Annotated in this window: 11 protein-coding genes and 1 tRNA gene; 2 read left to right on the top strand and 10 right to left on the bottom strand. The window is 68.0% G+C overall.

All coding sequences use genetic code 11. From position 1 onward, the window contains the following. Positions 1-63: 63 nt before the first annotated feature. The 9 genes from rpoB to AB0C73_RS02305 form a co-directional block, all read right to left on the bottom strand. A complete protein-coding gene (rpoB, locus tag AB0C73_RS02345) occupies positions 64-3,546 on the bottom strand; it encodes a DNA-directed RNA polymerase subunit beta (RefSeq protein ID WP_362523609.1) in 3,483 nt (1,160 codons plus the stop codon). 542 nt (positions 3,547-4,088) lie between these two features. Then, positions 4,089-4,475: a 50S ribosomal protein L7/L12 gene (rplL, locus tag AB0C73_RS02340; RefSeq protein ID WP_362523607.1), complete on the bottom strand. Its 387-nt coding sequence runs from the start codon at positions 4,473-4,475 to the stop codon at positions 4,089-4,091. Positions 4,476-4,594: 119 nt separating this feature from the next. Further along, on the bottom strand, positions 4,595-5,125 hold the full coding sequence (gene rplJ / locus AB0C73_RS02335; RefSeq protein WP_265863992.1) for a 50S ribosomal protein L10: 531 nt from the start codon (positions 5,123-5,125) through the stop codon (positions 4,595-4,597). A gap of 308 nt (positions 5,126-5,433) precedes the next feature. Then, a complete protein-coding gene (locus AB0C73_RS02330) occupies positions 5,434-6,384 on the bottom strand; it encodes a hypothetical protein (RefSeq protein ID WP_362523605.1) in 951 nt (316 codons plus the stop codon). A gap of 173 nt (positions 6,385-6,557) precedes the next feature. Further along, on the bottom strand, positions 6,558-7,286 hold the full coding sequence (rplA, locus tag AB0C73_RS02325; RefSeq protein ID WP_362523603.1) for a 50S ribosomal protein L1: 729 nt from the start codon (positions 7,284-7,286) through the stop codon (positions 6,558-6,560). Positions 7,287-7,391: 105 nt separating this feature from the next. Then, on the bottom strand, positions 7,392-7,826 hold the full coding sequence (rplK, locus tag AB0C73_RS02320; RefSeq protein WP_362523601.1) for a 50S ribosomal protein L11: 435 nt from the start codon (positions 7,824-7,826) through the stop codon (positions 7,392-7,394). Positions 7,827-7,985: 159 nt separating this feature from the next. Then, positions 7,986-8,903, bottom strand: a complete 918-nt coding sequence (gene nusG / locus AB0C73_RS02315; RefSeq protein ID WP_362523599.1) for a transcription termination/antitermination protein NusG — start codon at positions 8,901-8,903, stop codon at positions 7,986-7,988. A 43-nt stretch (positions 8,904-8,946) separates the two neighbouring features. Further along, positions 8,947-9,231, bottom strand: coding sequence for a preprotein translocase subunit SecE (gene secE, locus AB0C73_RS02310; protein ID WP_265863989.1), 285 nt, complete (start codon positions 9,229-9,231; stop codon positions 8,947-8,949). A 105-nt stretch (positions 9,232-9,336) separates the two neighbouring features. After that, positions 9,337-9,409: transfer RNA gene (locus tag AB0C73_RS02305), tRNA-Trp, on the bottom strand. 291 nt (positions 9,410-9,700) lie between these two features. On the opposite strand from AB0C73_RS02305, the gene AB0C73_RS02300 reads away from it, so the two are divergent. After that, positions 9,701-10,927 carry a pyridoxal phosphate-dependent aminotransferase gene (locus AB0C73_RS02300; protein WP_362523597.1) on the top strand — a complete coding sequence of 409 codons (1,227 nt, stop codon included), beginning with the start codon at positions 9,701-9,703 and terminating at the stop codon, positions 10,925-10,927. A gap of 127 nt (positions 10,928-11,054) precedes the next feature. Then, complete coding sequence (locus AB0C73_RS02295) at positions 11,055-12,152, top strand: adenosine deaminase (protein ID WP_362523595.1); 1,098 nt, start codon at positions 11,055-11,057, stop codon at positions 12,150-12,152. On the opposite strand, the gene AB0C73_RS02290 is transcribed toward AB0C73_RS02295, so the two are convergent. Next, positions 12,142-13,200: a UDP-N-acetylmuramate dehydrogenase gene (locus tag AB0C73_RS02290; RefSeq protein WP_362523593.1), complete on the bottom strand. Its 1,059-nt coding sequence runs from the start codon at positions 13,198-13,200 to the stop codon at positions 12,142-12,144. The genes AB0C73_RS02295 and AB0C73_RS02290 overlap by 11 nt on opposite strands. Between the last annotated feature and the right edge of the window lie 45 nt (positions 13,201-13,245).

Below are 13,245 nucleotides of genomic sequence, written 5' to 3'. Positions count from 1 at the left end.
GGTCTGATACGGGGGTCCTGGGGCCGGCGGGGGCTCATGGGCTGAGCCCCCACCGGACTCCCGTCAGACCTCTTCGACGCTGCTCGGCTCGCGCCGGGACAGGTCGATGCCGAGCTCCTCCGCTGCGCGGAAGACGTCCTCGTCGGTGTCGCGCATCTCGATGGACATGCCGTCCGAGGACAGCACCTCCACGTTGAGGCACAGGGACTGCATCTCCTTGATGAGCACCTTGAAGGACTCGGGGATGCCGGGCTCAGGGATGTTCTCGCCCTTGACGATGGCCTCGTAGACCTTCACGCGGCCGGTCACGTCGTCGGACTTGATCGTCAGCAGCTCCTGGAGGGCGTACGCGGCGCCGTAAGCCTCCAGCGCCCACACCTCCATCTCACCGAAGCGCTGGCCACCGAACTGGGCCTTACCACCCAGCGGCTGCTGGGTGATCATCGAGTACGGGCCGGTCGACCGGGCGTGCAGCTTGTCGTCGACCAGGTGGTGGAGCTTGAGGATGTACATGTACCCGACCGAGATCGGGTCCGGGAACGGCTCGCCGGAGCGGCCGTCGAACAGGCGCGCCTTGCCGGACGGGAGCACCATGCGCTCGCCGTCGCGGTTCGGGATGGTGTGCTGGAGCAGACCCGCGAGCTCGTCCTCACGCGCACCGTCGAAGACCGGGGTGGCGACGTTGGTGCCGGGGGCGACCTGGTCGGCGCCGATGCCCTGGAGGCGCTGCGCCCACTCGTCCGCGAGGCCGGAGACGTCCCAGCCGCGGCTGGCGAGCCAGCCGAGGTGGATCTCCAGGACCTGTCCCGGGTTCATTCGGGACGGGACACCCAGCGGGTTGAGGATGATGTCGACCGGGGTGCCGTCCTCGAGGAACGGCATGTCCTCGATCGGGAGGATCTTGGAGATGACACCCTTGTTGCCGTGACGGCCGGCGAGCTTGTCACCGTCGGTGATCTTGCGCTTCTGGGCGACGTAGACGCGGACCAGCTGGTTCACGCCCGGAGGAAGCTCGTCGCCCTCCTCGCGGTCGAAGACGCGGACACCGATGATCTTGCCGGTCTCGCCGTGCGGCACCTTCAGGGAGGTGTCGCGGACCTCGCGGGCCTTCTCACCGAAGATCGCGCGGAGCAGGCGCTCCTCCGGGGTCAGCTCGGTCTCACCCTTGGGCGTGACCTTGCCGACCAGGATGTCGCCGGCCGTGACCTCGGCACCGATGCGGATGATGCCGCGCTCGTCGAGGTCGGCCAGGACCTCCTCGGAGACGTTCGGGATGTCCCGGGTGATCTCCTCGGGGCCGAGCTTGGTGTCACGGGCGTCGACCTCGTGCTCCTCGATGTGGATCGAGGAGAGGACGTCGTCCTGCACGAGGCGCTGCGACAGGATGATCGCGTCCTCGTAGTTGTGACCCTCCCACGGCATGAACGCCACGAGCAGGTTCTTGCCGAGCGCCATCTCACCGTTCTCGGTGGCGGGGCCGTCGGCGAGGACCTGGCCCTCGATGACCCGGTCGCCCTCGGAGACGACGACCTTCTGGTTGACCGAGGTGCCCTGGTTCGAGCGGGAGAACTTGTGCAGGCGGTACGTGATGTAGGTGCCGTCGTCGTTGGCCACGGTGATGTAGTCCGCGGACAGCTCCTGGATGACACCGTCCTTCTCGGCCTTGAGCACGTCGCCGGCGTCGGTGGCGCAGCGGTACTCCATGCCGGTACCGACGAGCGGGGCCTCCGACTTAATCAGCGGAACGGCCTGACGCATCATGTTCGCGCCCATGAGGGCACGGTTGGCGTCGTCGTGCTCGAGGAACGGGATCATGGCGGTCGCGACCGACACCATCTGGCGCGGCGAGACGTCCATGTAGTCCACGTCGGCCGGCGGGACGTAGTCGACCTCGCCACCACGGCGGCGGACCAGAACGCGGGGCTCGGTGAACTGGAGCTCGTCGTTCAGGGTCGCGTTCGCCTGGGCGATGACGAAGCGGTCCTCCTCGTCGGCGGTGACGTAGTCGACCTCGTCGGTGACCTGACCGTCGATGACCTTGCGGTACGGCGTCTCGATGAAGCCGAAGGGGTTGATCCGGCCGTACGAGGCGAGCGAACCGATCAGACCGATGTTCGGGCCTTCGGGGGTCTCGATCGGGCACATGCGTCCGTAGTGGGACGGGTGCACGTCTCGGACCTCGAAGCCGGCCCGCTCACGGGACAGACCACCCGGGCCGAGCGCGGACAGACGCCGCTTGTGCGTCAGGCCGGACAGCGGGTTGTTCTGGTCCATGAACTGCGACAGCTGGCTGGTGCCGAAGAACTCCTTGATGGAGGCGACGACCGGCCGGATGTTGATCAGGGTCTGCGGCGTGATCGCCTCGACGTCCTGGGTGGTCATGCGCTCGCGGACGACGCGCTCCATGCGGGCCAGACCCGTGCGGACCTGGTTCTGGATGAGCTCGCCGACGTTGCGCAGACGCCGGTTGCCGAAGTGGTCGATGTCGTCGGGCTCGACGACGATCGAGTTGCCGTTGGCGCCGACCGTCTCGGTCTCGCCGGCGTGCAGCTGCACCAGGTACTTGATGGTCGCGATGATGTCGTCGGTGGTGAGGACACCCGCGTCCAGCGGCTCGTCGGCGCCGAGCTTCTTGTTGACCTTGTAGCGGCCGACCTTCGCGAGGTCGTAGCGCTTCGGGTTGAAGTACAGGTTCTCGAGCAGCGTCTGGGCGGCCTCGCGCGTCGGCGGCTCGCCCGGACGGAGCTTGCGGTAGATGTCGAGCAGCGCGTCGTCCTGGCCCTGGGTGTGGTCCTTCTCCAGGGTGGCGCGCATGGACTCGTACTCGCCGAACTCCTGCAGGATCTGCTCGGTGCTCCAGCCGAGGGCCTTCAGGAGGACGGTGACGGACTGCTTGCGCTTGCGGTCGATGCGGACGCCGACCATGTCGCGCTTGTCGATCTCCATCTCCAGCCAGGCACCCCGGGACGGGATGATCTTGGCCGAGAAGATGTCCTTGTCGGACGTCTTGTCGATGGAGGAGTCGAAGTAGACACCGGGGGAACGCACGAGCTGCGACACGACGACACGCTCGGTGCCGTTGATGACGAAGGTGCCCTTGTTGGTCATGAGCGGGAAGTCGCCCATGAAGACCGTCTGGGACTTGATCTCGCCGGTCTCGTTGTTCGTGAACTCGGCGGTGACGAAGAGCGGGGCACCGTAGGTGAAGTCCCGGTCCTTGCACTCGTCGATCGAGTTCTTCGGCGGCTCGAAGCGGTGGTCGCGGAAGGTCAGCGACATCGACCCGGAGAAGTCCTCGATCGGGGAGATCTCCTCGAAGATCTCCTCCAGACCCGACTTCGTGGGGACGTCGTAACCCGACTCGAGGGCGGCCTCGACGCGAGCCTTCCAGGCGGCATTGCCGAGCAGCCAGTCGAAGCTCTCGGTCTGAAGCGCGAGGAGGTTCGGAACCTCGAGGGGCTCCTTGATCTTTGCAAAGCTGATGCGCAGCGGGGCGGTGCTGGCGCCGTTGTTCGTATTGGTCGAGGCGTTGCGCGAGGCGGCCAAGAGGGGGTCCTTCCGAGGGCTCGGACTCACTGCGCGCGTACCGGTCCCTAGCGGAGCTCCTTGGAAGACGATTACCCGATTGGCCAAAAGGCCAGGTCAGAGTGGGTCGACCAGCGAAGCGGTTGCGAGGGTATGCCCCTGGTGACGGGCAGGGGGCAGCTAACAGGCAGCGCAAAGGGTCAGTGTAGCCACTTGGCTCACTGATGTCCAGAGCGAGTTCTTCCAGACCCTCGTTGTACTCAACTCCGCGGTGCCTCGCGCCCTGCGGCGCACCTCGATACTGCCCGTTCGGTCGTCGATCCATGCCTCGGAATCGGATCGATGTGACGACGCGTCCTGAGAATTGCGCGGTCCGTGCGGTTCGTCAAGGCCCCCGCCTCTGCCCGGCGCACGGCGAAGATCACCTTACTCCGCCGCCGAGGGCCCCTACGACCGCCGCCACGCCGTCTCAGGGAACGCCGAAGGGCGACCACCCAGATGGATGATCGCCCTTCACGCTGCGAGCGTTACACGCTCAGAGGGTCGCTGCTCGCGACGAGGTGTTACTTGACCTCGACAGCGGCACCGGCGGCCTTGAGGGCCTCGGCGGCCTTGTCAGCGGCCTCCTTGTTGACCTTCTCGAGGACCGGCTTCGGGGTGCCGTCGACGAGGTCCTTGGCCTCCTTCAGACCCAGGGAGGTCAGCTCACGCACGACCTTGATGACCTGGATCTTCTTGTCGCCGGCGCCGGTGAGGATGACGTCGAACTCGTCCTTCTCCTCGACCTCGGCGACGGCACCGGCGCCCGGGGCACCCGGGGCGGCGACGGCGACGGCCGCGGCGGCGGTGACGTCGAACTTCTCCTCGAAGGCCTTCACGAACTCGGAGAGCTCGATGAGGGTCATCTCCTCGAACTGGGCAAGCAGCTCGTCCTGGGTGAGCTTCGCCATGATGGGCGATCCTTCCACTAATTCGGCAGGTGCCGGATGTTCATGTGAGGCGGGCGTACTGTCGGCCCGCTGTGACCCGTTCCGCCCGTATGGCGGTACGGATCAATGCGCGAGCCGAATTACTCGGCACCGCCCTGCTCGGCCTGCTTGGCGCGCAGCGCGTCCACGGTGCGGACGAGCTTCGACGGCAGAGCCTGGAAGAGCTGAGCAGCCTGAGACTGCTTGCCCTTGAAGGCGCCGGCCAGCTTGCTGAGCAGAACCTCGCGGGACTCGAGGTCCGCAAGCTTCTTGATGTCGTCGGCGGAGAGAGCCTTACCGTCAAGGACACCAGCCTTGATGATGAGGTTCGGGTTCTCCTTGGCGAAGTCACGCAGAGCCTTCGCCGACTCCACCGGGTCACCGGTGACGAAGGCGACCGCCGTCGGACCAGCGAAGTGGTCGTCGAGCGCGGTGATCCCAGCCTGGTTGGCCGCAATCTTGGTCAGCGTGTTCTTCACCACGGCGTACTGGGCGTTCTCACCGAGCGAACGACGCAGCGTCTTGAGCTGCGCCACGGTGAGACCCCGGTACTCGGTCAGCACGGCGGCGGTGGAGCTCTGGAACGCGTCCGCGAGCTCGGCCACCGATGCAGCCTTGTTGGGCGTCGGCATAGTGCTTCAGCCTCCTTCCGGGTGATGAGGACCGCTCAGAAGGGGCTGAACAAACGAAAACGCCCCGGGCGCAGGCGCACGGGGCTCAGCTCGACCGAACCGGAGTGAACCGGACCGGGAACTCTTCCACTGTCACCTGCGCGGGTCGCTCGCATCTCTCAGCGAATCCTTCGGCCTCCGCGCCCTTGCAGGCACGGCGACGACCAGCGGTCTTTGGCTTCTGTGGAAGAGTACGCGACGGTGGCGTCCGGGAGCAAATCGCCCCCGCGGGCCGCTCCTGGGCCGGCCCTGGGCCGGCCCGGGACCGATCAGCCCTGGGCGCCCTGTCCGGCCTTCCCGGCCTCCTTCAGCATCGTGAAGAGGTCGAAGGTGTCCTCGGCCGGCGGCGCCTGGACGGACGCCTTCGTGCCGTAGTCGGTGTACTTCGTGGTCATCTTCATGGACCCCTCGGGCATCTTCACGCCGAGGATCATCTTGACCGGGTAGCCGTCGGCGTTGACCCAGATCTCCGTGTCGTAGCCCTTGATGCCGGACTTCTCCACGTTGTCCAGGAGGGTCTTGCGGTCCTTCTCCGGGACCAGGTCGTCGTACGCCTTGTTGCTCTTGAGCATGTCCTCGACGCTGAGCGTGCCCTTGTAGTGCTCGGCGTCCGCGCCGTCGACCTTCTCCGGTCCGACGTGCTTCAGGTTCGGGGACTTCAGCAGGAGGCCCAGCTGCTGGGCGGGGTCCTGGTTCATGCTGTCCAGGCCCTTGGTCATCTGCCTCTGCAGGGCCGGGTCGCCGGCCTCCTTCGCCATGGCGGCGAAGTCCATCTTCATCCAGCGCTTGCCTTCGAACTGGGCCGCCAGCTCGGCACCCATGTCCATGTACATCGCGTTGTCGCGCATGATCACGCGGATCTTGTCCGGCATGCCCGCGTCCGCACCGGCCTGGCCGCCCAGCACCGAGCCGTTCATGGTGACGTCCATGACCGCCGGGTCCCAGCCCTGCACGCCCGTCATCGTCGTCGTGCCCGACTGCTCGCCGACGCCCGTCATCTCGATGGTCGCGCTCAGCCGCACCGTCTTGGCCTCGGCCGTCTTCTCGAACGCGGCGGTGAGCGCCTGCGTCACGTCCTCGACGCCCTGCGCCGCCGCCTTCGCGGGCGCCTCGGCCGCCTTCTTGGCGTCGCCACCCTGACAGCCCGCCACACCCGTCACGACGGCCACGGCCGTCAGTGCCACACCCGCGCGCTTCCATGCGGAAACGGAAACCGTCATGAGTCCCACCCCTTGTGGATCGTCGTTCTACCCCGTCCCGACCGTAGCCCAGGGCACCGACAACACCCCAACGAAAAACCGCCCCCCGGGCCTCCGAAGAGGCCCGAGGGGCGGTTTCAGGACGCTGGAGCCCTACGCCTCACGAGAAGGACAAGACTCCCGAGCCGTCAGGCTCAGACCGCGGCCGGGTCCTCCTCGACGAGGAGGTTGCGGGTGCGGTTCGAGTCGACCGGGATGCCGGGGCCCATCGTGGTGCTGATGGCGGCCTTCTTGATGTAGCGGCCCTTGGCGGCGGACGGCTTCAGACGGAGGATCTCCTCCAGGGCCGCGCCGTAGTTCTCCACCAGCTTGGTGTCGTCGAAGGACACCTTGCCGATGATGAAGTGCAGGTTCGAGTGCTTGTCGACGCGGAACTCGATCTTGCCGCCCTTGATGTCGTTGACAGCCTTGGCGACATCCATGGTCACGGTGCCGGTCTTGGGGTTCGGCATGAGACCACGCGGACCGAGCACGCGGCCGAGGCGGCCGACCTTGCCCATGAGGTCCGGGGTGGCGACGACGGCGTCGAACTCGTTCAGGCGCTGGCCCTTGGCGATCTCGTCGATGAGCTCGTCGGAGCCGACGATGTCGGCGCCCGCGGCGGTCGCGGCCTCGGCACGGTCACCGGTCGCGAAGACCAGGACCCGGGCGGTCTTACCGGTGCCGTGCGGAAGGTTCACGGTGCCACGGACCATCTGGTCGGCCTTGCGCGGGTCGACACCCAGACGGAAGGCCACCTCGACGGTGCCGTCGAACTTGGAGGTGGAGGTCTCCTTGGCCAGACGCACGGCCTCGAGCGGGGCGTACAGCTTCTCCCGGTCGATCTTGGCGTCGGCAGCCCGGAGGGACTTGCTGCGCTTCACTTCTGCTCCTGGGGGTTCAGGTTATGGAGTCGTGGTGCGGGCCAGCGCCGGCCCTACCACTGGGCGGTATCGATTTCCGACTACCGCCAGGTGCCAGTGGGCTGATCAGCCCTCGACCGTGACGCCCATGGAACGGGCGGTGCCGGCGATGATCTTCGCGGCGGCGTCCAGGTCGTTGGCGTTCAGGTCGGGCATCTTCGTCGTGGCGATCTCGCGGACCTGCGCCTCGGTGATCTTGGCGACCTTGGTCTTGTGGGGCTCGCCGGAGCCCTTCTCCACACCGGCGGCCTTGAGGATCATCTTCGCGGCCGGCGGGGTCTTGGTGACGAAGGTGAAGGAACGGTCCTCGTAGACCGTGATCTCCACCGGGATGACCCAACCGCGCTGCGACTCGGTCGCGGCGTTGTAGGCCTTGCAGAACTCCATGATGTTGACGCCGTGCTGACCGAGCGCGGGGCCGACCGGCGGAGCCGGGTTCGCCGCACCGGCGTTGATCTGGAGCTTGATAAGCCCCGTGACCTTCTTCTTCTTGGGAGGCATAGCTCTCTCCGGGTCCTAGTGAGAGTTTTCAGCCGATCCATCCGGTCATCCGGATGGAGGCATACCGCACAACGATAACGGGTATCTGCGTGCGGCCAAAAACCGAGCAGGTCAGAGCGGCTTTCACAGCCCCTCTGACCTGTCCGGAAACCTGTGGTGTCAGTTCTTCTGGATCTGGTCGAAGCTGAGCTCGACCGGGGTCTCGCGACCGAAGATCTCGACGAGGCCCTTGACCTTCTTCGAGTCGGCGTTGATCTCGTTGATCGTGGCCTGGAGGGTGGCGAAGGGGCCGTCGGTGACGGTGACCGAGTCGCCGACCTCGAAGTCGAGCACCTGGACCTCGACCTTGCGGGCCGGAACCGGCTTGCCCTCGGCCTCGGCGGCCTCACGGGCGGCCTTCTCCTCGGCCTCCGGGGCGAGCATCTTGACGATCTCGTCCAGGGTCAGCGGGTACGGGTCGTAGGCGTTGCCGACGAAGCCGGTGACACCGGGAGTGTTGCGGACGACACCCCAGGACTCGTTCGTCAGGTCCATGCGGACGAGCACGTAACCGGGCAGCTTGTTCTGCCGGACGTTCTTGCGCTCGCCGTTCTTGATCTGGACGATCTCTTCCTCGGGGACCTCGGCCTGGTAGATGAAGTCCTCGACGTTCAGCGAGACCGCACGCTGCTCCAGGTTGGCCTTCACGCGCTTCTCGTAGCCCGCGTAGGTGTGGATCACGTACCACTCGCCGGGCAGACCGCGCAGCTCGTCGCGGAGTGCGGTGACCGGGTCGACCGGAGCGGCGGGCTCGGCCTCTTCCTCGGCCTCGACGGCGTCCTCGGCGGCCTCGGTCTCCTCGGCTTCCTCAGCCTCTTCCTCGGCGGCCTCGACGTCGGCGACCTCGGTGCCGTCGTCCTCGGCCTCGACCTCGTCGGTCTCGACGTCGGTCTCGGTCTCGACAGCGGCTTCCTCGGCAGCCTCGCCGGCCTCGGCGTCCACAGCTTCGGCCTGGTCCTCGTCGGCCGCCTCGACGATGTCCTGCTCGTCCTCGACGGACTCGGACTCGAAGGCGTCGTTCAGGTTCGCGTCAGACACGGTGGCTGCTTCTTCCTGCGCTACAGATGGGTGGAACAAAAAGTCAGCCGAAGACGTACTTGACTGCTTCCTGGAAGCCATAGTCAATCACGGTCACGAGACCGATCATGATGACAACGAAGACAATCACCACAGTGGTGTACGTCGTCAGCTGGCTGCGAGTGGGCCAGACAACCTTGCGGAGTTCCGCGATGACCTGGCGGTAGAACAGCGCCAGGCGGCCGAGAGGGCCCTTCTTTCCGCGCTTGCCGCCCTTCCGGGTCTTCTTCGACTCCGGCGCGGCATCCTCGGCATCAGGCATGTCGATGGAGCCTACGGCATCCGTCACGATGTCTCACCTGATTCCGGGTCGTGGCCGTGCCGCGCCCGGATTGGAGCCGCACGGCGGTGCAAGGAGTACGTACATGCGCACACAACCTGGCGGTGTGTGTAGCAGGGCCGGAGGGACTTGAACCCCCAACCGCCGGTTTTGGAGACCGGTGCTCTACCAATTGAGCTACGACCCTTTGTGGCTTCCCCAACCTACCGCATCGTGAGACGCGGCCGGTGCGGGCCAACGAGCAGTGAGTGTACGTGGTCATGGGCCCCTACGTCGAACAGAAACCGCGCCGACCTGCCGCAGGGCCCGTCCCGGAGCCTTCCGGAACTCCTCCAGGACCCCTCCCAGGCCCCTCCCAGGCCGCTCGCAGGCCCCTCCCAGGGCCTCGCGAACCGTGCGTACGACCGGGATTGACCGGTCCTGTCCGCTCCGTGAAACCTGCGTGCCGGGCCCGGACGGGGTCTGGGACGATGGCCGTATGAGCGCTGCTACCTCTCCCACCGAGCGGCGGGTCTCCGCCCGGATCGGTGCGATCTCCGAGTCCGCCACCCTCGCCGTCGACGCCAAGGCCAAGGCCCTCAAGGCCGCCGGGCGCCCGGTCATCGGCTTCGGCGCCGGTGAGCCCGACTTCCCGACGCCGGACTACATCGTCGAGGCGGCCGTCGAGGCCTGCAAGAACCCGAAGTACCACCGCTACACGCCGGCCGGCGGCCTGCCCGAGCTCAAGGCCGCCATCGCCGCGAAGACGCTGCGCGACTCCGGCTACGAGGTCGACGCCTCCCAGGTGCTCGTGACCAACGGCGGCAAGCAGGCCATCTACGAGGCGTTCGCCGCGATCCTCGACCCGGGCGACGAGGTCATCGTCCCGGCCCCGTACTGGACCACCTACCCGGAGAGCATCCGCCTGGCCGGCGGTGTCCCGGTGGAGGTCGTGGCCGACGAGACCACCGGCTACCGGGTGAGCGTGGAGCAGCTGGAGGCCGCGCGCACGGAGAGGACCAAGGTCGTCCTCTTCGTCTCGCCCTCCAACCCGACCGGCGCGGTCTACAGCGAGGCCGACGCCGAGGCGATCGGCCGCTGGGCCGTCGAGAAGGGCCTCTGGGTCCTGACCGACGAGATCTACGAGCACCTGGTCTACGGCGACGCGAAGTTCACCTCGCTGCCGACGCTGGTGCCCGAGCTGCGCGACAAGTGCATCGTCGTCAACGGTGTCGCCAAGACGTACGCGATGACCGGCTGGCGCGTGGGCTGGCTCATCGCCCCCAAGGACGTCGTGAAGGCCGCGACCAACCTGCAGTCGCACGCCACCTCCAACGTGAGCAACGTGGCGCAGGTCGCCGCGCTCGCCGCCGTCTCCGGCGACCTGGAGGCCGTCGCGAAGATGCGCGAGGCCTTCGACCGGCGCCGCCAGACGATCGTGCGGATGCTCAACGAGATCGAGGGCGTCTACTGCCCGACCCCGGAGGGCGCGTTCTACGCGTACCCGTCGGTGAAGGCGCTGCTCGGCAAGGAGATCCGCGGCAAGCGCCCGCAGACCTCGGTCGAGCTGGCCGCGCTGATCCTGGACGAGGCCGAGGTCGCGGTCGTCCCGGGCGAGGCCTTCGGCACGCCGGGCTACCTGCGTCTGTCGTACGCGCTGGGCGACGAGGACCTGGTGGAGGGCGTCAGCCGCGTGCAGAAGCTGCTCGCGGAGGCCCGCGACTGAGCACCCCTTGACGTCGAGGTGTGCTGCCCCTGCTTCTTCGGAAGCGGGGGCAGTTTTTACGTTCGAGCAAGGTCCCGATCGGGGAAACGGACTGTATTCGTCCATTCGGGTGCGGCAGGATCGGGCGATGGAGCACCTTCCTCACCGCGACCTCAGCCTGCTGCCCAAGGCGCATCTGCACCTGCACTTCACGGGTTCGATGCGGCCCTCGACCCTGCTGGAACTGGCCGAAAAGTACGGGGTGCACCTCCCCGAAGTCCTCAAGACCGGCACACCGCCGAAACTGCGGGCCACGGACGAGCGCGGCTGGTTCCGCTTCCAGCGCCTCTACGACATCGCCCGCTCGTGTCTGCGCGAGCCCGAGGACATCCACCGCCTGGTGCGCGAGGCCGCCCAGGAGGACGTCCGGGACGGCTCCGGCTGGCTGGAGATCCAGGTCGACCCCACCTCGTACGCGCCGCTGCTCGGCGGTCTCATCCCGGCCCTGGAGATCATCCTGGACGCGGTCGACTCGGCCGCCCGGGAGACCGGCCTGGGCATGCGGGTCCTGGTCGCGGCGAACCGCATGAAGCACCCCCTGGAGGCGCGCACCCTGGCCCGGCTCGCGGTGCGCTACGCGGACCGGGGCGTGGTCGGCTTCGGGCTCTCCAACGACGAGCGGCGCGGCATGGCCCGCGACTTCGACCGGGCCTTCGCCATCGCCCGCGAGGGCGGTCTGCTCGCGGCCCCGCACGGCGGCGAGCTGACGGGCCCCTCCTCCGTACGGGACTGCCTGGACGACCTGCGGGCGGCCCGGGTCGGCCACGGCGTGCGCGCGGCGGAGGACCCCCGGCTGCTGCGCAAGCTCGCCGAACGCCAGGTGGCCTGCGAGGTGTGCCCGGCGTCCAATGTGGCCCTCGGCGTCTACGACAAGCACGAGGACGTCCCCCTGCGCACCCTCTTCGACGCCGGCGTCCCGCTGGCCCTCGGCGCCGACGACCCGCTCCTCTTCGGCTCGCGCCTGGCCGCCCAGTACGAGATCGCCCGCCGGCACCACGCCTTCACGGACGAGGAGCTGGCCGAACTGGCCCGCCAGTCGATCCGCGCCTCGGCTGCCCCGGAGGACGTACGGCGGAAGCTGCTCGCGGGCGTGGACGACTGGCTGGCGGCGCCGGCCGGCCGCTCCGGTCAGCCGGTCCAGGCCATGGTCCCGGCCACGGTCCCGGCCATGAACGTCAGAGGCTGACGCCGACCGTCACCGGCTCGTTGACCAGCGTGATCCCGAACGCGTCCCGGACCCCGGCGACGACCTCCCGGGCCAGCGCCAGCAGGTCCTCGGTGGTCGCCTCGCCCCGGTTGGTCAGCGCGAGAGTGTGCTTGGTGGAGATCCGGGCCGGGCCGGAGCCGTACCCCTTCACGAAGCCGGCCCTGTCGATCAGCCAGGCCGCGGAGGTCTTCATCGCGCCGTCCGCGCCCGCCGGGTACGCGGGCGCGGCGGTGTCGGGCCCGAGCCGCTCGGCGACGCGGCCGAGGAACGCCTCGTACTCCTCCGCCGTGAGGATCGGGTTGGTGAAGAAGGAGCCCGCCGACCACGTGTCGTGGTCCTCCGGGTCCAGGACCATGCCCTTGCCGGCCCGCAGCCGCAGAACCGTCTCCCGGGCGTGCCCGAGCGCCACCCGGTCCCCGGCCCCGACGCCGAGGGCGCGGGCGGTCTCGGGGTAGTTGACCGGCGCCGACATCCCGTCGGCGTCCTCCAGATCGAAGCGGACCCGCAGCACGACGTAACGGTCCGGCTGGTCCTTGAAGACGCTGTGCCGGTACGAGAAGGCGCACTCGGCGTTGGTGAGGGTGACCGTCTCCTCGGCCCGGCGGTCGTACGCGACGACCTCGGTGACCGTGGCGGACACGTCCTGCCCGTACGCGCCGACGTTCTGGATCGGGGTGGCGCCCGCGGAGCCGGGGATCCCGGCGAGGCACTCGATCCCGGCGAGCCCGGCCTCGACGGTCCGCGCGACGGCGTCCGTCCAGACCTCGCCGGCGGCGAGTTCGAGCCGCGTCCCGTCGAGCGAGAAGCCCTTGGTGGCGATGTGCAGGGCGGTGCCCTCGAAGCCCTTGTCGCCGATGACCAGGTTGGACCCGCCGCCGATGACGAGCAGCGGCGTACCGGCGGCGTCCGCCTCGCGGACCGCGGCGATCACCTCGTCGTCGGTGGTGGCGGTGACGATCCGGATGGCGGGCCCGCCGAGCCGGAAGGTGGTCAGGGGCGCGAGGGGGGCGTCGTGGAGTACGTGCACGGCCACAAGAGTACGGACCTTCTCCCGCGACAGTGAAAAAGCAGA

It is taken from the genome of Streptomyces sp. NPDC048623 (genome assembly GCF_040650755.1).
Taxonomy (GTDB): Bacteria; Actinomycetota; Actinomycetes; order Streptomycetales; family Streptomycetaceae; genus Streptomyces.
The sequence above is the reverse complement of the archived record's forward strand: the minus strand, read 5'-3'. Positions and strand labels throughout refer to the sequence as shown.